Origin of the sequence: Xenorhabdus mauleonii (assembly GCF_900113945.1) — a bacterium.
Taxonomy (GTDB): Bacteria; Pseudomonadota; Gammaproteobacteria; order Enterobacterales; family Enterobacteriaceae; genus Xenorhabdus; species Xenorhabdus mauleonii.
Window position 1 is genome coordinate 52,425 of sequence record NZ_FORG01000014.1, and the last position, 21,576, is coordinate 74,000.

General features: G+C 41.2%; 17 protein-coding genes and 3 pseudogenes. 9 read left to right on the plus strand and 11 right to left on the minus strand.

All coding sequences use genetic code 11. The annotated features are described in order from the left end of the window. A partial coding sequence (locus BM100_RS13735) for an inverse autotransporter beta domain-containing protein (RefSeq protein ID WP_092511877.1) occupies window positions 1-2,960 on the minus strand: 2,960 nt, incomplete at its 3' end. Between the two features lie 726 nt (window positions 2,961-3,686). On the opposite strand from BM100_RS13735, the gene BM100_RS13740 reads away from it, so the two are divergent. The 5 genes from BM100_RS13740 to fis all read left to right on the plus strand — a co-directional run bounded on the left by BM100_RS13740 (window position 3,687) and on the right by fis (window position 7,871). Next, entirely contained in the window at window positions 3,687-3,929 is a 243-nt protein-coding gene (locus BM100_RS13740; protein ID WP_092511879.1) for a YhdT family protein, read from the plus strand. Then, a complete protein-coding gene (gene panF, locus BM100_RS13745; protein ID WP_092511882.1) occupies window positions 3,919-5,367 on the plus strand; it encodes a sodium/pantothenate symporter in 1,449 nt (482 codons plus the stop codon). Before BM100_RS13740 ends, panF begins: the two co-directional genes overlap by 11 nt. Window positions 5,368-5,418: 51 nt before the next feature. After that, window positions 5,419-6,300, plus strand: a complete 882-nt coding sequence (gene prmA / locus BM100_RS13750; RefSeq protein WP_092511884.1) for a 50S ribosomal protein L11 methyltransferase — start codon at window positions 5,419-5,421, stop codon at window positions 6,298-6,300. Window positions 6,301-6,583: 283 nt separating this feature from the next. Next, a complete protein-coding gene (gene dusB / locus BM100_RS13755; RefSeq protein ID WP_092511886.1) occupies window positions 6,584-7,567 on the plus strand; it encodes a tRNA dihydrouridine synthase DusB in 984 nt (327 codons plus the stop codon). A 7-nt stretch (window positions 7,568-7,574) separates the two neighbouring features. Next, window positions 7,575-7,871 (plus strand): DNA-binding transcriptional regulator Fis, encoded by a 297-nt coding sequence (fis, locus tag BM100_RS13760; RefSeq protein ID WP_010847912.1) that lies wholly within the window; start codon window positions 7,575-7,577, stop codon window positions 7,869-7,871. Window positions 7,872-8,316: 445 nt separating this feature from the next. Here the strand turns inward: fis and BM100_RS13765 are convergent. The 8 genes and pseudogenes from BM100_RS13765 to BM100_RS13800 all read right to left on the minus strand — a co-directional run. Next, a pseudogene (locus tag BM100_RS13765) lies at window positions 8,317-9,051 on the minus strand (phage major capsid protein); the annotation flags it as partial. A 170-nt stretch (window positions 9,052-9,221) separates the two neighbouring features. Further along, a complete protein-coding gene (locus BM100_RS23090; RefSeq protein ID WP_244590716.1) occupies window positions 9,222-9,620 on the minus strand; it encodes a DUF6201 family protein in 399 nt (132 codons plus the stop codon). Continuing rightward, window positions 9,617-10,348 carry a DUF6402 family protein gene (locus BM100_RS13775; RefSeq protein WP_244590717.1) on the minus strand — a complete coding sequence of 244 codons (732 nt, stop codon included), beginning with the start codon at window positions 10,346-10,348 and terminating at the stop codon, window positions 9,617-9,619. Before BM100_RS13775 ends, BM100_RS23090 begins: the two co-directional genes overlap by 4 nt. A 388-nt stretch (window positions 10,349-10,736) precedes the next feature. After that, a pseudogene (locus BM100_RS23960) lies at window positions 10,737-11,195 on the minus strand (Hcp family type VI secretion system effector); the annotation flags it as partial. Window positions 11,196-11,628: 433 nt separating this feature from the next. After that, a pseudogene (locus BM100_RS13785) lies at window positions 11,629-11,843 on the minus strand (transposase); the annotation flags it as partial. A gap of 272 nt (window positions 11,844-12,115) precedes the next feature. Next, window positions 12,116-12,598 carry a hypothetical protein gene (locus BM100_RS13795; protein ID WP_092511892.1) on the minus strand — a complete coding sequence of 161 codons (483 nt, stop codon included), beginning with the start codon at window positions 12,596-12,598 and terminating at the stop codon, window positions 12,116-12,118. A 69-nt stretch (window positions 12,599-12,667) separates the two neighbouring features. Beyond that, entirely contained in the window at window positions 12,668-12,811 is a 144-nt protein-coding gene (locus tag BM100_RS23095; protein WP_169924785.1) for a hypothetical protein, read from the minus strand. Window positions 12,812-13,365: 554 nt separating this feature from the next. Further along, complete coding sequence (locus BM100_RS13800) at window positions 13,366-14,301, minus strand: LysR family transcriptional regulator (protein ID WP_092511894.1); 936 nt, start codon at window positions 14,299-14,301, stop codon at window positions 13,366-13,368. A 373-nt stretch (window positions 14,302-14,674) separates the two neighbouring features. On the opposite strand from BM100_RS13800, the gene BM100_RS13805 reads away from it, so the two are divergent. From BM100_RS13805 to BM100_RS13820, 3 genes are all read left to right on the plus strand, one after another. Continuing rightward, window positions 14,675-15,907, plus strand: a complete 1,233-nt coding sequence (locus tag BM100_RS13805; RefSeq protein ID WP_092511897.1) for an MFS transporter — start codon at window positions 14,675-14,677, stop codon at window positions 15,905-15,907. A 484-nt stretch (window positions 15,908-16,391) separates the two neighbouring features. Then, complete coding sequence (locus BM100_RS13810; RefSeq protein WP_274539957.1) at window positions 16,392-16,916, plus strand: Ail/Lom family outer membrane beta-barrel protein; 525 nt, start codon at window positions 16,392-16,394, stop codon at window positions 16,914-16,916. A gap of 1,599 nt (window positions 16,917-18,515) precedes the next feature. Continuing rightward, window positions 18,516-18,818: a helix-turn-helix domain-containing protein gene (locus BM100_RS13820; RefSeq protein ID WP_092511904.1), complete on the plus strand. Its 303-nt coding sequence runs from the start codon at window positions 18,516-18,518 to the stop codon at window positions 18,816-18,818. Window positions 18,819-18,966: 148 nt separating this feature from the next. Here BM100_RS13820 and BM100_RS13825 read toward each other — a convergent pair whose 3' ends face one another. Beyond that, a complete protein-coding gene (locus tag BM100_RS13825; RefSeq protein ID WP_244590718.1) occupies window positions 18,967-19,437 on the minus strand; it encodes a MarR family transcriptional regulator in 471 nt (156 codons plus the stop codon). A 217-nt stretch (window positions 19,438-19,654) separates the two neighbouring features. Here BM100_RS13825 and BM100_RS13830 point away from each other — a divergent pair, with 217 nt between their 5' ends. After that, window positions 19,655-20,842 (plus strand): MFS transporter, encoded by a 1,188-nt coding sequence (locus tag BM100_RS13830; protein ID WP_092511906.1) that lies wholly within the window; start codon window positions 19,655-19,657, stop codon window positions 20,840-20,842. 32 nt (window positions 20,843-20,874) lie between these two features. Here the strand turns inward: BM100_RS13830 and livF are convergent, their stop codons facing one another. After that, complete coding sequence (gene livF / locus BM100_RS13835) at window positions 20,875-21,576, minus strand: high-affinity branched-chain amino acid ABC transporter ATP-binding protein LivF (RefSeq protein ID WP_092511908.1); 702 nt, start codon at window positions 21,574-21,576, stop codon at window positions 20,875-20,877.

Consider the following 21,576-nt stretch of genomic DNA (forward strand, 5'->3'; position numbering starts at 1 on the left):
AACAAAATGTGGGCTGGCGTCTCGGAGCCGGCTTCCAGCGTCTTGGGATTGATGGTCAGCGTCGACGTTTTTTCGTTGACCGAATCTGCCAGCGATGGCGATGGCGTGAAGGTGATATGGTCGCTAATTTTGTCCAGCCTTGTATTGTCAACCTTCAACGTGACCCGCCAGTCACCCGTTTTTGTGCCGGGCTTAATCGTGGCGGTATAGGTGCCTTTGTTGTTCTCATCTTCCTTAATATCCGAAATCTTAGGATCCGTGCCGTTGCCGGACAGTTCACTGCCATCAAAGGTAATGTGATTGGCCTTCCCTGTCATCGGTTGATTCTGCTTATTTTGCAGGATCAGCAAAATGTGGGCTGGCGTCTCGGAGCCGGCTTCCAGCGTCTTGGGATTGATGGTCAGCGTCGACGTTTTTTCGTTGACCGAATCTGCCAGCGATGGCGATGGCGTGAAGGTGATATAGCCGGTAACTTTGTCCAGCGTTTTACCGTCAATAACCGGCATTATAGTCCACTTGCCGATTTGCGTACCCGGCCTGAGATTAGCGGTATAATTTCCGGGATGGTTTGGATCTTCCTGTATATTCTCTATCGTCGGCTCACTACCGGGGCCGGACAGACCAGTGCCACTAAAATTTATATGCTGTTGAACACCGGTAATAGGTTTATTTTGCGTGTCTCTCAGATCCAATCGCAGGGTTGTTTGCTGCTTATGATTTTCATCAACTTCCAACTGCGTCGCATCAATGCTGAGTTTGGAATAGGTATCACTCACCATATCTGCTAATGTATTGCCAAAAGTGACATTAGTCGTTTTTATTTTCAGTCCATCGGCAAAGGCAGTCACACCTACTTGGCCTTTCGTCTCTTCTCCCTTCATAGCCCATTCATATTGACCACTCCCTGGAGGCAGCTCTTTCACTTGCCCTACTGACGGTTTTTTGCTCTGATTATATAAACCGCTGTCATTCAACTCTAATTTTAGATAATCTTCAACGCCGGTAATGACATTGCCGTTTTTATCAAATAAAGCCAGTTGCAAAGTGACTGATTCATCTGGATTCAATACCCCTTCCTTCGATACCCTAAGCTGTGATTTATCAACATCGATTATTGCACTCAATGACGGGGAAAAATCAATCACTGCGGGAGCCAAATCATGGCCATCCACAACTGCCTGTATTTTCCATTCACCGTATTTCTCACCAGACTCCGCAAGGACTTTATAAATACCGCTGTCTTCCGGTATTTCTTTGAGTTCTGAATTCAACTCAGGATTTTTACCTTTGCCTTTTAAGCCTTTCAGATCAGAAAACAGTTTAATGTTTCCGGCCGCTTTTGTGACCTTTTTACCATACATATCAATGACTTTAAGCCAAAGTGTCGTTTGGGTTTTACCATCAGCCAACATGGCAGTATGGGGAATTTCAAAACCTGAATGGTCAATTGAAATTTCTGAAGATAATACTCGGATTTGTGTCTCTGCCCGATCAGAGGCATTACCCTGATTGTCATAAGCGACACCCGACAGGATATAGGTGTTATTTCCTTTGTCACGGTATGGAGGCAATGTCAGTCGATAATGCGTTCCACCACGGATGGACGGATCGATTTTCTCCAGTTTACTGCCCTCTGCTTCTTTCTCCAGTTTACCGCCTCCGGCTTCCAGTGCCGCGGTATCCCAGATGATTTTTTTCAAGCCGTATTTAGAACGGAGCGTGACATTCAGCGGTATAATTTCGTTACCGCGCCCGCTAATCCGGTTTTCTAGCGTCATATGTACCAGATCTTTTTTCCGGTATTCCAGAACAATTTGATTATTACGTTCAACCAAATCATAGCGCCCGCCTTGTAAGGTGCGCTTGGAGGCCACTGCATCAGGTTCAACTTGTTTTGACCACGGCGTACCAATTTCATAATTGAGGCCGAGATTAAACAACGTTTCCCCACTGCCACTGGCACTCTGGCGACGGTTAAGTCCCAGAGTTACCAACGGGATCGGGGTGTAGTTCACACCGAGAGTAAAGGCAGCCGGATTTTTCTGCCGACGCTCTCCACTCAGCAAACCAACCTCATGCCCAAAATACTGTTCATAAACCAGTGTGCCCCCCAATTGTGGATACGTGGGCATATAGCCTTCAGCGCGCAAATCAAATCCACTGGCCGGACGTTCATCATAATCTTGTAATTTTTTACCCTCTTTCCAGCCACTGGCGCGGAAATAGCCATTAGCGCCAAACTTCATAAAATCACGGGCATATTCAGCCCCAATGCCAATGCGTGTATGGTCACCGGTAATATCATGGTCAAGGAAAGCGTTATAACCAAACAGGCTAGTATCAAAGAAGTGGCGCTGCCCCAGACCAAAATTGGCAGTTGTCCGGCTATTAATGTGGCGTAAGCCAAACTGGGTAAAGGCCATCTGTTTTTGAGTGTCATAAAGCGGCAACAGCATATCAAACTGACTGCCTTCTAAACGCCCCCGATCATCCACATTAGCCTGCAACCTGACAGTTCCATAGCGTTGCAACCAGTTTTGCACCGCCTGATTAGCTTCACTGACCGCCATACTGTGCAGCTGACTCTTAAGGCTATCCACAACATTGCCGTTTTTCAGCATTCCGGCAGCATGGGAAACACCACTGGCCAACCAGTGTTCAGTCGTATTTTCAGAAGATTCAATCGTATTCTCAGGAGATTCAGTAGCCGATGCCTGTTCTTGTTTTTCTGCCAACGATTTTGCGGCGAAACCCTCATTATTCCCTGGCTGTACGGAGGCGCTGTTCAGAGAAGATTTTTCTTGCGTATGCGTAGCAGAGGACGTTTTGCCCATCAATACAGTAGGGGTGAAAATCGCCGCAGCCAGAATGACAATTTGGACAAAAATGGCTCGCCCAACGCTCTGCTTAATTCGATAACACCGTTTATCTGCCCACAGCTTGATCCTTTTCCTTTCCATATTACCCTACCTTTCTGACTGGTTTTACTGACTCCATGAATACGGAGTTAAAAAACGTATATTCATTTTTTGCGTCAAATATATTCCCGGCTACAAGCAGGAAATATTGAATTGCCATTTGCAATGATTAGCTCATTGGCTATACAGACAGTTAGCTGATAAAAATCAAATTTGGAAAATAATCACATACATCAAAGAAAGATGACAAAATAGATTTATTCATATTATTTATCTAATCTTAGGACGTAAAAAATCAATTTTTAAAACGGCGTTAAATGGGCAATCTCAGATAAAATTTAACAAATAAAAATTATTATCATATTTATCAACCAACTAGATAGAAAAGAAAAGGAAATTAATGTTATTAAATTTATAAAAAAAAGAAAAAAATTAAAGATTCCGATACCTAATGTAATCTATTTTTATAGTTACACCTGGCACTCACAAAAATAAAAACAAAGTATTCAATTTATTATTTAAATAACACCACAAAATAAATTAATCACTTGAATTCATAACTCTAACTTATTAATTTAATGAATTAAAAATTCATTATTAATAGCGAGGGAAAATAAACTTTAACTGCAATTAAATAGACTTACATTTAAATTTTAATCACTACTTTGATTTTATTATAATTTACCAGGCACATTTTCCCCTGAATAAATCCGCACATTGCCGTACAATTCTCGCCATATTGTTTCCTATAAGTTACCCGGAGAACGGATGGACAGACGATTTGTTCAATCCCACAAAGAAGCGCGCTGGGCGGTATTCCTGACGCTGGCTTACCTTGTTGGTTGGCTGTTGTGCGCCTATTTACCCAGTGATGAGATTGGCTTTACTGGCCTGCCACGCTGGTTTGAACTGGCCTGCTTGTTGCTGCCCGCCTTATTTATCATCCTCTGCTGGTTGATGGTGAAATTTATATTCAAGGATGTACCGCTGGAGGATACCGATGCAAAATGAAGTGATTTTTCCTCTCGTAGGCTATTTGGCATTGGTTTTCATGCTATCCATTTATGCTTATCGCCGCCGCCAGACAGGCGAATTTCTGAATGAGTATTTTCTCGGTAATCGTTCAATGGGTGGTTTTGTCTTGGCAATGACCATTACCGCAACATATATCAGCGCCAGCTCATTTATTGGCGGGCCAGGAGCTGCGTATAAATACGGTATCGGCTGGGTATTGCTATCAATGATCCAACTCCCTGCGATATGGCTTTCCCTCAGTGTATTGGGGAAAAAATTTGCCATCCTTGCCCGCCGCTATAACGCGGTTACGCTCAATGACATGCTTTATGCCCGCTACCAGAGCCGCTTTCTGGTCTGGTTTGCCAGCCTGAGCCTGCTGGTTGCCTTTGTCGGTGCAATGACTGTCCAGTTTATTGGTGGAGCACGTTTGCTGGAAACTGCCGCAGGCATTCCTTACGACACAGGCTTGCTGATTTTTGGCGTATCGATTGCCCTCTACACCGCCTTTGGCGGATTCAGGGCCAGTGTCCTCAACGATGCCCTGCAAGGGCTGGTGATGCTGCTGGGAACCGCATTATTGCTGGCAGGCATTATTTACAAAGCCGGAGGGCTGTCTGCTGCCATCTCTACTTTAAGCACGATTGACCCGAATCTGGTTTCGCCACACGGTGCCGATCATATTCTCACAGGGCCATTCATGGCATCTTTCTGGGTACTTGTTTGCTTTGGTGTCGTCGGGTTGCCACACACGGCCGTACGCTGCATTTCGTATAAAGACAGCAAAGCCGTTCATCGCGGCATTATTCTTGGTACCATTGTCATGGCTATCCTGATGTTTGGGATGCATCTTGCAGGTGCGCTTGGTCGCGCAATCATTCCTGACCTTACGATCCCTGATCAGGTGATCCCAACCCTGATGATTACCGTATTGCCTCCGGTTGCTGCGGGAATATTTCTGGCCGCGCCAATGGCAGCCATCATGTCCACAATTAATGCTCAACTGTTGCAATCCTCGGCAACTATCGTCAAAGATCTCTATTTGAATTTGTTCCCGCAGCAACTCAAACAAGAGAAAAAGCTGTCACGCATTTCCAGCTATTCCACCTTAATTTTAGGTGCCTTGCTGCTGCTGGCTGCCTGGCGTCCGCCAGAGATGATTATCTGGCTGAATTTGCTGGCATTTGGAGGTCTGCAAGCTGTTTTCCTCTGGCCCCTTGTTCTGGGACTATACTGGGAAAAAGCCAATGCCCACGGCGCTATCAGCTCAATGCTGGCAGGTGCGGCAAGCTACACCCTGCTGGCAACGTTCAATATCCATCTGCTTGGTTTCCATCCCATCGTGCCATCACTGCTGTTAAGTTTACTGGCATTCGGGTTAGGGAATATGATGGGCCATAAACAACATACACGACAGAGCGCTGCATCTCAGTAATCGCAGCATGACCTTATCTTTACAAGAAGCTTTACCAACAAGAGAATTTTTATGCCTTGGATACAATTAAGATTAAACACCACGGGACAACAAGCGGAAGCATTGGGTGATGAACTGGTTGAAAGCGGTGCGGTATCCGTGACTTTTCAGGACAGCCACGACACCCCCATTTTTGAGCCTCTGCCAGGAGAAACCCGTTTATGGGGCGATACCGATGTCATCGGCTTATACGATGCTGAAATGGATATGAAAGCGGTTGTCAGCCAATTGGAACAGGTTCCGCAATTGGGCAAAGGCTTTATCCACAAAATTGAGCAACTGGAAGACAAAGACTGGGAGCGTGAATGGATGGACAACTTCCACCCAATGCGCTTCGGCAACCGTCTGTGGATTTGCCCTAGCTGGCGCGAAGTACCAGAACCAGATGCGGTCAATGTCATGCTTGATCCTGGCCTGGCATTCGGCACCGGTACTCACCCGACCACATCCCTTTGCCTGCAATGGCTTGATTCCCTTGATCTGAAAGGTAAAACCATCATCGATTTTGGTTGTGGTTCAGGAATTTTGGCTATTGCAGCATTGAAATTGGGAGCGAAGCACGCCATCGGCATTGATATCGATCCGCAAGCGATTCAGGCCAGCCGTGACAATGCTGAACGCAATGGAGTATCTGACCAATTAACCCTTTATTTATCCAAAGACCAACCCAGTGACCTTGAAAGCGATGTCGTCATTGCTAACATTTTGGCAGGCCCACTCCGTGAGCTGGCTCCGGTTATCGGCTCACTGCCTAAATCTGGTGGATTATTAGGCTTGTCCGGCGTTCTGGCAAGTCAGGCTGAAGGGGTTGCCCAAGCCTATGACAATGAATTTATTATCGATCCGATCGTAGAACACGAAGAGTGGTGTCGCATCACAGGGATTAAAAAATAATCAATTAATTTCTATTGAAAAGCGAGATTATCCACTAAAATGATCACCTAGGAGGTCAATTGGTGGTAATCCGCTCCCTTTGTGATTAGAAATATTGTTAATAATAAATTTCATCAATAAAACGCAAGTTATTGTTATTTATTGGAAATAAAGCTAATTTCAAAAAATCAACTGGAAAAAATCTATTATAAATAGCGATTCGCTCAAAGTTTGGCCTTTCATATCTCGTGAAAAATGCGTAATATACGCGCCCTTAGTCACAGTTGACCACTCTTTCTTCGCTATGCGTATCGGACAATACCAGTTGAAAAACTGTCTTATTGCAGCCCCCATGGCTGGCATAACAGATCGCCCGTTTCGATCTCTTTGCTATCACATGGGTGCAGGAATGGCAGTCTCAGAAATGCTTTCTTCCAACCCTCAGGTTTGGAAGACAGATAAATCACGGCTGCGTATGGTTCACAGTGATGAACCAGGCATTCGTTCCGTACAAATTGCCGGAAGTGATCCTGATGAAATGGCGGCAGCGGCGAAAATCAACGTCGACAATGGTGCTCAGATCATCGATATCAATATGGGGTGTCCAGCCAAAAAAGTGAATCGTAAGCTGGCAGGCTCTGCATTATTGCGTTACCCGGAATTGGTTGAAAAAATCCTTTCTGCGGTAGTCAACGCGGTTGATGTACCTGTTACTCTGAAGATTCGCACAGGGTGGTCGCCGGAAGAACGAAACTGTGTAGAAATTGCCCAATTGGCCGAGCGTTGTGGTATTCAGGCTCTTACGATACATGGCAGGACACGATCTTGCCTGTTTAATGGTGAGGCCGAGTACGACAATATTCGGACAGTTAAGCAGACTGTTGCCATTCCAATTATTGCTAATGGTGACATTACTGACCCGCTAAAAGCCAGAGCAGTGCTTGAATACACCGGGGCTGATGCCCTGATGATAGGCCGTGCTGCTCAGGGAAGACCCTGGATCTTTCGGGAAATCCAGCATTATCTGGAAACAGGAGAACTGCTGCCACCGATGCCCCTTGGCGACGTGCAGCATTTAATGAGCGAGCATGTACGAGAGTTGCACGACTTTTATGGTCAAGGCAAAGGAGTTCGTATTGCACGCAAGCATGTATCTTGGTATCTCAAGGAACATGCTCCTGATGACCAGTTTCGGCGCTCATTCAACGCCATTGAGGATGCCAGCGAACAGCTGGAGGCGTTGGAGGCATACTTCGAAAATTTTTGCGTAAATAAAGAAAAGAGCTGACAGAACTATGTTCGAACAACGCGTAAATTCTGATGTACTAACCGTTGCTACTGTAAATTCACAAGATCAGGTAACTCAAAAACCTCTGCGTGACTCAGTTAAACAAGCACTGAAGAACTATTTTGCACAACTGAATGGTCAAGACGTTAATGACCTGTATGAGCTGGTACTGGCTGAAGTAGAGCAACCACTGTTGGACATGGTGATGCAGTACACCCGTGGTAACCAAACCCGCGCAGCACTGATGATGGGAATCAACCGTGGTACTCTGCGTAAAAAACTGAAAAAATACGGCATGAACTGATCCTAGTCCAGTAACATGTTGTTGAAGAAGCACTTTCTCATTTGGGGAAGTGCTTTTTTTGTTTAGGATTACCCCACATAAAAATCCTCCACATAAAAACACGTTGCAAAGCATAAGTACCAGAAAGAAAAATAATGATATTTAAAATCGGGGCGTATTCAGAGCAATAGAGGGTTGCGAAGCATTTCGTCGAAAGTTATTGAGAAGCTGAAGTAGCGGCTAACTATATTTCTACCAATCAGAAGATTTCCCTGTAACGGTTATCATCTGACCTTTTCGTAATAACATCTCCGATAGTGCCACCCCACCAACGCCAATAACATTCTGTGAGCAATGAAATGAAGTACTTTACGAAACAGATTGGGACTCTCATGGGCAAGAGAAAAAAGGGGTTAAACCGTCCTACAGACATGCTGCATTAACTGTTAAATTTCCATTGTTAATTTTGCAATGTGACAGACGCATGAACTTTGCCAGCTTGAGTATCGCGGGGATAAGACAGGAAGCCTTTCGCTTGTTTACTACCATCATCGCTGACGAGATCCCTTTCTTCGGTATCAACAAAGGGATCGGCAATTTCAGCGGTCAACCAACCCATGATATCCACATCTCTAAACTCAATGATCTCTTGAGTAATTCTGGGGTAAGCGTAGATAGGAAACAGCTTAATGCTGACTTCTTCCATTTTCGGTGTGGCAGTCTCACCGCGTACCTTACCTTCTTCCCCGTGGGCTACAGCTGCGCCCCCGACCGAAACAAACTGTTTATACTCATTGCTGCGTGTGGTTTTCACCGAACAGATTCGGTGCATGATTGACTCATCTGTCAGTTGTTGCATGATTTGTTTGTTCAGCTCAGGGATAACGGTATAGCCGCCATCAAACGGAACGCCCGTAGATAGAGAACGGGCTTCACCCATCAGAACATAGTGGCGCAATTCGTCATTACTGAGTTTGTTACTGATTGGCTGGGTTGTTGCCTGACTGCGTTCTTCATCAGCCAGTGACTCATAACGGGCAATTTCAGTATTCAGCGTGTCGGACTGATTGCGCAGTTCATAGAACTGTTTGGCTTCGTCGGTATTGAGTGAGCGTTTTTCGTTTTCGGCTTTGGTGAGAAACGAGCGCATTTGCTGGGTTAAATCGGATTTTTGTTGACGTAATTCGAGTAATTTTTTCATGGTGTTTTTTATTTTTATTTTTATTTGTTTTCAAAAAAAATATATTTAACAGCATGAGGAATAATAATAAATTAGGTTTTCCATGGTGTTCAATTACACAATAATAAAAAAGCCTCTGAAACTTAGAGGCTAAACAGAGAGAAACATGAAAACAGAAAACTTAAAAAAAATCATTTTAATTTATTTACATAGATGACTTCATATCCATCATTTGTTGGATAGATAAAAGCATCTTTATTAGCGGTTGGAAGGCTAAATGAGGCAGAAAATGCCCCATATGATATTGACGTAAAAGGAGAACTCTTCCAGATATCTCTTTTTTTATTATCATATAAAACAATAAAATATTTGTCTCCAAAAATGACATACTTCCACATTGCATATGGAGATATTGGCAATTTCTTATATACCACAGCGGTATATTGACCATCTTCACCCTTCTCCTCAAAATATTTATTCCAATCACCGAAGAACAATGTTGATGGAAATATAATCCACATTATAAACATAATGATAAAAAATAAAACCAGCCATGATTTTCTAAAAAAGCATTTATATTTATTTTTCATAGGTGAATAATTTTATGTTGTGGTAACGGGTTCATCCATAAAATATCAGAAAAAACAATAAAATCACCACCTTCATTATGTTTTTTCTGCCATTTTCTAAAACTATCATTAATTACAGGAACATATCCATTATATTTAATCCATAAGGCCAGCCAACTTCCAGTCGCATAAAGAGCGGCATAATCAACGGAACTAATTTTATCTAATATACCATTTTTACTCCAAATGCCTAAAGGTTCATTAGCGCCAACAAAATCATAGGTATCTTTTAAATACATGCCAATCTGTTCGGTGACAAAAACATCTTTACTGTTTAACTTATCCACATGTCCCTTAACAGCCACCTTCATATTGGAATTACCCATAGCCCCATACCAATCATCAACCGTATCCAGCTTAGAACCAAATTGCCTAACATTGACTACTGAAAACGTGTCTATTCCCCGTATATCATTTTCATATCCTAATTCTTTTTTTCCACCTTCTTTTTCTAGCTGTTCTTTTAATTGCACGATACCTGCATTACTTGCCCATCCATTAATTAATACAGACATCACGTCTTGAGGTTGTTTATATTTCATTGCCCATTCCATTTTTATGATGGAATCATTAACCAATTCATTTGGTATATCTATTGCGCGACCTCGAAAATATTCTGTTTTTATTTTTTCTGTAAAAGAATAAGCAGGCTTTGTATTAAACCAATGCCGCATTAATTTTGGTGCCATTTCCCATCCCATTTTTTCCATTGCATCTGGGATTTGGTTTAGAAAAAAATATCCATTTCAAGTTCTGTATTTTTGCCGCCTTTAACGGTTTTCGTTTTAAAAATCGACATTATTAAATTCCTATTTTTGTTTGAAATAGATATTTGACCTCAAGGCTTTCTTCTTTTTTGGCATCAAATTGTTTTGTCATTCCAGATGTTTGGCATATTCCCTCAATCAGTCCCTTGTTCGTTTCCACACCATACGCGATATCTTGGCAAACATTTCCTTGATGTTTCAGCGTGAACTTATGGCTAAATAGAGCCTCTACCACCTCTTCAATCAGTGGCTTAATGGATGAAAAACCAGATAAAAGCGGCTTGCCTTCTTCACGTCCGGCTAATTGCGTAATGCTGTAACCCGAAGTCCCAGCAGCAATGTGATTGCATGAAATGGATTTGTAATCGAGTTGTACCGTTTCATACGGTATCTGGTCATTACTATTGATTGAATGGGGATAATGACAGGTAAAATTAACAATGGTTGCGCCTGTTAGCTTAATTTCATAAAAAGCTTCTAACTGCCCCATCTGGCTGGTTCGGTAACATAAAAAAGCAGCGTCTAACAATTCGTTACCGTCAATTGCCATCGCCAGCAGCGGTGAGGATTTATCAATAGGCTTAGTAAAGCTGACAGGGTGATGATGCGCGTTCTGGTCACGGCTCACCGAATGATTCACACTCAGTACCTGTATTTCATTTTCCCGACCTGTCTGATAACGGTTCCCGATAGATTCCTGCGTGGAACAACCCGCTGAAATAAGCCCTTGTTTCTTGCCTTTTAACGACAAGTAAATGATGTGTGCCATTCTTGTCTCCTGTAACAGCACTTCTGATAAATGCTCAGGAAACAGGATATAATAGAATTATTTATCTATTCCAGTGTGGATAAAAATCCATCAATGGAATTGTGATTAACTTCTACGATTAAATAAAATCAGATAATTATCTAATGTAAATTTCGGGTAGTATCAAATCGGATTGTCTACTGTATTTGCTTTCTTCGGTTGATCTGATCTCGTTTGCTTGCCAGAAGCCCCCTGAAAATCTTTTTCGTCTCCTCAACTCTACACCTTATGCACAACTCTCTGAACGCCTTGTCATATCTGGGTTTGTAGCAATTAATACGATATTCACCTCCTGTGTACCTTATACACCCTTAAATACAGCCAGATATTTAAAATGATGCAGATTGTCGATATAGCAATGAGTCGATTTCCAGTTTTGGATTGGCATAATTCATTTTCTTGAGGCTGCTTCAATGGTCAGATAAATGATTGCGCACCTCGCCATCAGGTCGCGAATAGCTTACGTTTTTTGATGGCATGCCGAATAACACTGTTGAGTGATCCTATGGCATTAGTTGTATAGATAACCTTGCGGATATCAACTGGATAGGCAAAGAAGGTATTTAGGTTTTCCCAATGCGTGTGCCAACTTTTATTGATTTGCGGGTATTAGAGCCGATCTTTACCATATTTTTCATGACCGAAGTGTGCAGTCAACTCGGCATTGAATGCCATTTCAACCGTCAATTTTGTGAGCATACAGACGAATTGAGTAAGGTTAGCTTCTGTTTTAATGTCTTTGGCAAATTAGGCCTCAAGGGCTTTAAGTCTATTTTCGTGCATAATATGCCTGCTTTGTTGTTTAATTGAACATATCAAAAGCAGGCAAATACACAATTTAAATTACAGTCTCGAAAGCAGGGTCTCCGACCCGAATCCCCCTACTTGTCTGTACTCATTCCATCTAATCCGTCTTTGCCCCCATCAGAACCGCCTTTACCATCTTTTCCTCCTTGATCTTCCCCTTTTCCGCCATCGCTACCTTTTCCTGTATTAGAATCGGAACCACCATTCCCTCCATCCTCTTCTTTAGATATTGGAGTGAAGTTCATTCCTTTAAAATGAAGGCAATTTTCACCATTAGAGCCATTCGCACCATTCAAACCACTCGAGCCATTCGAGCCTTTGCATCCAGGGGAATTATCCGTACTCCCGCCGTTTCCACCATTTCCACCGTTCCCGCCATTAACTAAACTCCCATTCCCGCCATCTCCTCCAGGAGAATTGTCGCCAGAACCACCGTTACCACCCGCGCCACCATTTGAACTGATTACTTTAGATTGACTATTAAAATCATTAGGATGAGATAATACGGTGAAAGAAATAAGTGGGATTATTAGTAATGGTAAAAAAATTTTTTTCATGGTTAAACACTCTCATAATTAAAAGTGAAATACGAGGATTACAGTTCACATTGGAATGTAACCCTATTACTAATCAAGCTGGCTGCATTCCTCCGCTACTCCCACCAGAATGATTTCCACTGCCGTTTCCGCTATTGCTATTATTCCCGCCGTCGCAGCCCTCCGCTCCCGATGAATTATTACCACTACCACCATTGCCCCTCGAGTCTCCATTAGCATCTCCAGTACTAATAAAAATTAAATTGTGAGACGGGTGATGGGGTATATACGCGTCGTACTTCAAGGTGCATGCATTATCATCCCGCGACGCGGGATGATAATGCATTGCTTCCTGAAACTTGGAGTTAATAGGGTATATGATTATTTGCATATGAGCTTGTTATACTGAATAAGTAAATAGTTATTATTGTTGTCATTAATTTTATGAATATTATTCCTCACTTTACTATTTTTAGGGTGTCACTCTTTAATTACTCTTTATTCATTCATTATATAAAATAATGACACGCATGAATCCGACCTTAAATACAAGGTTATCGCTTAATAACTAGAATATAAATTGTTCTTAAACGAATGACATGACCAGTCTTTGCCGCAGCACCAGAAATACTATTTATATTCTATTAACTTCAAGATGCATGCATCTTGAAGTACGAGGCGTATAGTAATTTATCATTTGTGGCCATCATGTTAATACTCCCTTAAAAAAACATAAAAATATCAAATTAACGCTTTGGAGTCATGACCGATAACACTTTAATCAAACCTCAGTCAGAGATTTCCTTAGGCTTTTCCCTTTCTTTCAACCATTGCATAAAATCGTCAATAAAGACTTTTGTCTTTAGCGGTAATAATTTCTGTGGCAGGGTAATGATATAGGCTTGACGCGGAAATGGGTTATCAACTTGCCACTCAGGCAGCACTTTCAATAATAATCCATCGGAAATATAATTATTGGCAATAAAAGTCGGTATGATGCCAATTCCAATGCCCTGAAGAATGGCGTCTAACATCGCATCACTACTGTTGATAAGAAATCGTGGTGTTAAAAATACATGTTCAGTGCGCCCTTTATTCTTGAAAATCCAACCATCATGGAATACCCGTTCTTCAGAGAAGAAAATATTGTGTTCATTTAATAATAGAGGCTCAGTCGGGAGTTCTTTACAATAATTTTTGGAACAGACAAGGGCGTATTCAATCGGCATTAATGCTCTGGCAACCATATTTTCAGGTGGTGACCCCGTTACACGTAATGCTAAATCAAACTGGTCATGTGCAATGTTTATAATATTATTCGTAAGTCGTAATTCGACATTGACATCCGGATAGTTGATTAAAAAAGTAGGTAAAAATGCGGTAAGTAGTATTTTTCCCAATGTATTTGGTGCGGTTATTCGTAAGACACCACTGGGTGTATCACTAAAACTCTCTGCTCTGGCAAATAAATCATCCGCTGCGGAAATAACTTTCAAAGCATAGTGATATATTTCCTGCCCACATTCAGTGACCTGTAACATACGAGTTGAACGAATGAGGAGGCGCTGATTGAGTTGAGCTTCCAACCGATCAATTATTCTGCTGACCGACGATGGTGTCATAGACATTAATCGGGCTGTTGCAGAAAAGCTTCCTGTCTCAACCGTTTTAATGAAAACATGCAGCGCTGGAATAAAACCCGTCAATTCGTTTTTATTTTTCATGTACTGGTCTTTGGCAAATAAGGCATTCGGTCAAACTATCACTTTATTTCACCATGTACAAATAAGAGTATAGAGCTAGTTCGCCCAAGCAAGAGCAATACTCGTAAGTGCAATGCCAGTCAGTACAATATCAGTAAGGACAGTACTCCGGATAAATACGCTTTTGTTTCGCATACACAACTCTTTTGCATACAGAGCATCTAGTTAAATTATCATTGAACCCTATGATGTTTAATGAAAATCAGTATCAAGTCACAAATAAAGCCCCTGTATTCATTCGGAATGTTATCAGACAATGTCCGTCATCATTATTGAATGTTAAGCAAGGAATAATTAGCCGTGAATGCGGTTCGATTAGTTATCAGGTGAACATATGAGCAATAATGAATTTGGATTGAAACGTTTTATATTTTCTCGTTTTCTTGGAACCTTATGTGATCAGTTCTTACTGTTCGCCGTTCCACTTACAATATTACAAATAACAGGCTCATTAATGTTCGCTTCTTTAGCATTTGTTATTGAATGGGTTCCACGCCTGATCTTTTACCCTTTATCTGGTTTTATAGCCGACAGAGTTAATCCCAAATCAATATTTTTCAATGTAGAGCTTGGGCGTACATTATTAATGCTGGCCGTGTTTGTTGTACTGATTTTTTATCCGGCATTAACATTCCCTGTATTGGCTGCCATGATGGCGCTGCTCTCCGTTGCCCATGCTCTTAATTTTGTCGCAACAGAATCTCTCCTGCCTCGAAATATTCCGGCTGGAGAATTACCCAAGGCATTGTCAATGGTGCAAGGCGTTGATCAAGTTACTCAGATTTTAGGGCCAACTCTGGCGGCAATTATCGCTGCCTATGGTGGCATTAATACAATATTGGCCGTTGCCGCCGCAATTTTCGCCACTTCTGCGATTAATTATCTTTTTCTCAAATCACGTCAAATTAGTGTCGAAGATAAACTCAGTTTTAAATCACTGATCGAGTCTAATAAGCAAGGCGCCCAAGTACTTTGGAAAAATAAAGTGCTGTTGCATTTGTGTGGATTAACATGGGTCGTGAATCTGGTGTACGGCGCAGCTCTGGTTGTCAGTGCCGCAGTGATCCTCGAAGAATTTCGTATGCCTGAACGTTATTTTGGCATCCTGCAATCTTCAGCCGCCATAGCAACCATTGTTGCTTTCTTCTTTGTGCCCGGTTTTGTCAGGCGCTTTGGATTATCCACATTAGGGACAATCTCTTTTTGTGCAATGATATTGTCCGGAGCATTGATGACAGCCTCAACGTATTATGCGTTGTACCTTGTTGGTTATATGTTATTGATGGCTTTTGATGGTGTATTCAGCGTTTATTTGCGGTCTGTCAGGAGCCAGATAATTCCTCAAGAACATCTTGGAAAAACTTCAGGCTTGATCGGCTTATTAAATATGTCTTCGGTTCCCGCCAGCGGCCTTGCAGTGACGTTTTTGGCAAGTTATTTCAAGCCATTGGAAATCATTGGGATCATTCTTGTCGTTGCTCTCATTTTAGGCATTGTACTGATCATTCTGGGACGTCGAGCCTTTGGATATAAAAGCTGGCTGCCACCCGTAATAACGACACAATAAGTGAAATTATTACAAGTTGATTCTGGGGGAGATGGCATCACTTTCTCCCCTATCTGAATGGTTATCTATGTCACGCATTGTTTTATCTGCATAACTTTGCCATCAGAAAAGACATGACAGACATAAGCGCGCAGAAAAAAGCATAAACATACTGTCCAATTAAATCTTCTTTATCAGGCAATGTGATTTTTTCTTATCAAGGCTTCATATGTTGCCGATACAGGCATGACGATGATTTCAATATCATATAATTCATCATTGTGAAAATTGCTATAGATTATTATGTCCTCAATATTTGGGTTGTTGCTGAATAAACCAAGGCATAAAAATATCTTCATAGAAAGATATCCTATAAATGATTAATTTACAGAATTTAATATTTCAATTGTATTGATTTGTATATTTATGTATATTTCTTCCCGCATTAAATAAGCTTAAAGAGATATTAAATAATGAAAAAAATCTATTGATCTCAACCGTTTTGGTGGGATTGGCAATGACATCATTAACAGCAAACGCTAACGGAAAACACACCATTTCTGTCGGTTATGCACAGAGTAAATTCCTGTCTGAAGAAGACAAAGATATTAAAGCGCCAAAAGGCGCAAACGCGAAGTATCGCTACGAAATTAATGAGAAACTGGGTATTGTTAGTTCTTTGACCCGTACTTCTCTAAAATACACCCTCACTGACCACAACGATAAGTACTCACATGATTTTGAGCATACTTCATTCATGGCGGGGCCATCTTACCGCTTTAATGAATATGTCAGTGCCTACGCTTTATTGGGTGCAGCTTATGGCAAGGCTTCTGGAGAGTTCACAGAACATCACGCTTATGGTTATACCCAAGGCCGCTTTGAAGAAACAGCTACAGCAGCAGCTTATGGTGCAGGTGTGCAATTTAACCCGATTCCAAATGTCGCAATTGATGTTTCATACGAATACACCAAATTGGATGAAGCGAAATTAGGCACATTCGTCTTCGGGATCGGATACCGTTTTTAATTTTTTATAAATTAAAAAACTCGTTCGCTCTTCAACCAACGCCCTATTTCTTTGTTAGGGCGTTGGTCAAAAATCATTCCAATCTCACTACTCTCTAACGTCCACAAACATATCCCAATTTCATATCGCTAAAACTCGATTGGCAATTAATCTCTCTTTATTAAAGCTGGATGAATACTGGTTCTTCCTGTCAAAATTTCTTCAATCATAACGACGATATTATGTTTTGCGACGCTAAATTGTCAGCCTATATCTCATACCTGTCGTCTTTCAAGTTGCTTCTTTGTTAGCGAAGTCCATTCACTCCGGTCACAGAGTTATCTATTGCTCCCAGAGGTTAATTCCCTTGCCGCCGTGACGCATCTTGAAATCCATAAGGTATATGTTCTGACACGATTAAGCTAAAAATGCTCTCAACACGGTAATTTTCTATAAATTGATCATCGAAGAAGAAGTAATTTTCTGTCGTTAAAATCATCACATCGCACAATAACAGATATGACATTGTTTTAATTGAATAAAATATGAAATTTCGCTCTATCCCAAGTCATGGGACAGGCTATTTTTCAAATTATGTGAAGATGCGAGTTAAATCGAATTTGAGGGATATTAAAAATTTATTCAGTCAAAAAAGTGACAGTAAATAATATTTTTGAGGAAAAGTTTGCAAATTTACGGAGATAACGCTAAATAATGATTAAATCTCTTTATATAACTCAAATCAATAAAATTTTATTTAAAAACAAAACATTTTATATCAAACTGTAAACATAATCCTATATTATATAACCTAAGTCAAATTTCGTTACATACTATAAATCATTCCACTTAACCAATTACAATATATGAATTTTTTTTGTTATTCATATATTTTGTCGTACCGTCATAATATAGATGCTGAAAAAATGTTACCTGATTTTAGTCAAGCATCACAATACCCAGCAGAATCAATAAGCATATAAACCTTACGTATCCAAAATTAAACTCTACTTAATCATTAAAAACGAGATTATAAATCTAAACTAGACAGTTTGATATATTTTGTCCAGTTTATAGCGTCAATAAGGGTCTCAATAAGATTAGTATATGTATAATAATAGAACATTAAGGATTTATTTGTTTCTAATTGCAGATTTTTCCTATTGAGAAACTTTAATTTTTTTAATAATCAATAAGTTAAATGTATTGAATTATATAAACATGCTTTAACGTGAAAATTAGGGTCATATTAGTTATCTCTCATGCCGTGAGAGCAGGAATGATGTTTATCTCACAGCAGAAAAATACAGTCAGAAGATACCGGGATAACGACAACACAGAGAAATGTAATTCATATCATGGAGAGTACACCCTACCTCGGTGAGGGTGATTTCTCACAACATGTTAATAAAAAAGATCATGTACTAAAAAAAGCGCATGTCAGAAAACAAAACGGCGAATCAAGTGGTAACAATAGACATACCGTAAACAGGAGTGAGCCCCTTCAGGCCATCCTGTTTTACGTGCAGCTGCCGGAAGAAAATCAAACTATTTTCAAGCTCCGGTTAATTCACCTTGATAGCGCCATAACTTACTGATTAAAAATATAAAGGATGAGATATGGAAGAAGCGAACCTGTTAGTCGGAATACGCATTCAGACCAAGAGGAAAGAGCTAGGTATCACAGCTACGGCATTAGCGAAGCAAATTGGCATTAGCCAACAGCAGCTTTCACGCTATGAAAGAGGGACAAACCGAATTAACTTAACTCACCTTGTTGATATTGCCAAAATATTGAGCACACCAATTGAATGGTTTTTCCTAGACTGCCAAGAAAGTCCAAATGAGGACAGCACTGTTAATAAACTTACTGACCAATATATTCCTATAGCCGAGACAATTATAGGAAGAAATGGTTGTTAAATGAAACAGGAGAAAAGGTCAGAAGCTTTTGATTAAATTGATTTTGTTATCAAACTCTAAGGCTTCTGACTCTGTTGGATAACATTTCTCTGGTTAATGCTGTCTCAAGGAATAATGCCGTGTGATTCATTTCTATTAATCCATTAATCTACTGATTCCTCTCCATTGCATATGCAATATCCATAATAAAACGCTTGATGACCCGTTGTTCTTCATCCGAATAGTTTTCAAGTATTTTCAACCAATTAGATTCAACCTGCTGATGAAGTTTCTCATGGGCTGAGAAAATCTGCTTTCCTTCTGGCGTCAGGTTAAAATAGATCTCTTTCTGGTTATCAACCAGTTTCAATTTTTCAACCAGTGCACGCTGGAGCAATTTGGCACAAATTTTCGAGATGGCCCCTTTAGTCATTTGCATTGTTTGGCTGATAGCCGTGATATTTAATAATCCGGCTTTTCCAATACACTGAATAACATGCAGTTCAGACAGTGAATAACCATTGAGCCCATACTCACGGAGTTTTTCTTCATCATGCCCTTTTTTCACACTCTCTTTTAGCTGCATCAAGTGGTTAACAGCGGCAAGGATCTCACGTTGACAAGTTGTCCTGTTAATCATGACTACTATTCCCAAATCAATATTTCAAGAACAAAGCATTCAAAGCCATATCACCTAAAAGCGTATGTTTGACAATAAATACTCCGGTTATATTTACTAAGAAACTATTTTTGTTATTTCTGGCATCATAGCAAAAAAGATAAAAAAATATCTTTACAAATCTGAGCAATCAATTAATCTCCAATTTGGTTTCCATGGAAACAAAACAGGGGAAAAAATGAATACTCAGACTTCAACTCGCAATATAAAAACAATCTTCTATCTGGTGTGCTTCAGTGCTCTTCTTGGCTCTCTAGCCCAAAACATCTACACGCCCGTTATTCCTACCATCAGGGAATTATTCAATACTTCCCTGTCGTTGGTAAATCTTACCGTATCAGCTTTCACATTTGTTTTAGCTGTTATGCAAATTGTGTATGGCCCATTAGCTGACCGCAAAGGCCGAAAGGCTGTCTTACTGCCAGCCCTTGTCATTGCCATTATCGGATCTATCGGCTGTGCCATGACTCACGATATTTATTGGCTTATTTTCTTTCGAATCATACAAGCTGTCGGGATTGCGGCAATTCCTGTCATTGCCGCCACCATTATTGGTGATTTTTACGAAGGACAAAATCGAGCAAAGGCCATCAGTACATATCAAATGCTCTTAACTCTTGCCCCTGCTTCCGGGCCATTACTGGGTGGTTATTTAGCCGAGCTGAATGGGTATGTGGCGATTTTTCAATTTATTGCCGTTATTGGTGGATTATTGCTTATCGCTAACTTGTTTTGGTTACCAGAAACCAGACAAGTCCAATCAGCCAATGGCCACACTTCACCCTCGCCGTTCCGCCGGATTTTATCCGAACACACTGCACAATCCGTTTTTGCTGTCGGCTTTATGTTGTTCTATAGCTATTTCTGTTTTCTGACTTTTTTACCCATCATCCTGCATGATACCTATAATTTCAGTCCTGCTGATATTGGCTGGATGTACATTCCCATGTCATTGGCTATGATTGCCGGCAGTTACTGCTATCGCTTGATTCATCATCGTTTTTCGCAAAAAAATGGATTGATTATCAGTAGCCTGCTGAATCTGTTTTTTGTCCTGCTCTTTTCTGTCACCTATCAATTTGGTATTCCCGCCTTAATCATTGTGACTGCTTTGTACGGTTTCACTTTGGGGCTGTCGACTCCCACACATTCTACTTTACTGCTGACAAAATTTGCACAGCAACGGGCTACTGTGGTTGGCCTTTATAATTTCATCAGATATATCGGCATGGCTGCCGGCCCAATAGTGGGCAGTTTTTTACTATTCAATAATCACTATGAATGGATATTTTTGTTCGCCGCTTCGTTATTTGCGTTGTCGATTGCTTTTACTGCCATCGTAAGCCGGCAGGATGATAAATCATGATGGTGCCTCACCTGAGGCCCTTGATCAAAATATCATCCCCCCAGATAGGCATTTCTGACCGCTTCATTGGTCAGCAATGCCTTGCCGGCATCTTCCAAAACAATCCGGCCATTTTCCAATACATAACCCCGATCCGCCAGTTTCAGCGCTTGATTCGCGTTTTGCTCAACCAAAAATAGGGTCATGCCTTCATCACGCAATTGTTGGATAGTATCAAAAATCTGCATAATGATAATGGGTGCCAACCCAAGGGATGGCTCGTCCAGCAACAATAGCTGCGGCTGGCTCATCAAGGCCCTGCCGATTGCCAGCATCTGCTGTTCACCGCCCGACATTGTCCCCGCACGTTGGCTGCGTCGTTCTTGCAGGCGAGGAAAGAGTTCGTAAACGCGGGTAATGCGCTGCTGATATTGTTTTTTATTGGCAAAAAAGCCCCCCATAGCCAGATTTTCTTCTACCGTCATACGGGAAAATACCCGCCGGCCTTCTGGCACAATAGCAATGGCTTCGCGCATGATATGCGCAGTTGGCCATTGGGTGATATTTTTGCCACGAAAGATAATGCTGCCTTCAGTTGCCCGCGGTTCGCCACACAACGTACTGAGCAAGGTCGTTTTTCCTGCACCATTGGCACCGATCAACGCAACAATTTCTCCTTGTTGAATATTCAGGCTCACTTGGTGCAACGCCTGTATTTTGCCGTAATGGGCAGAAACTTGATGGAATTCCAGCAT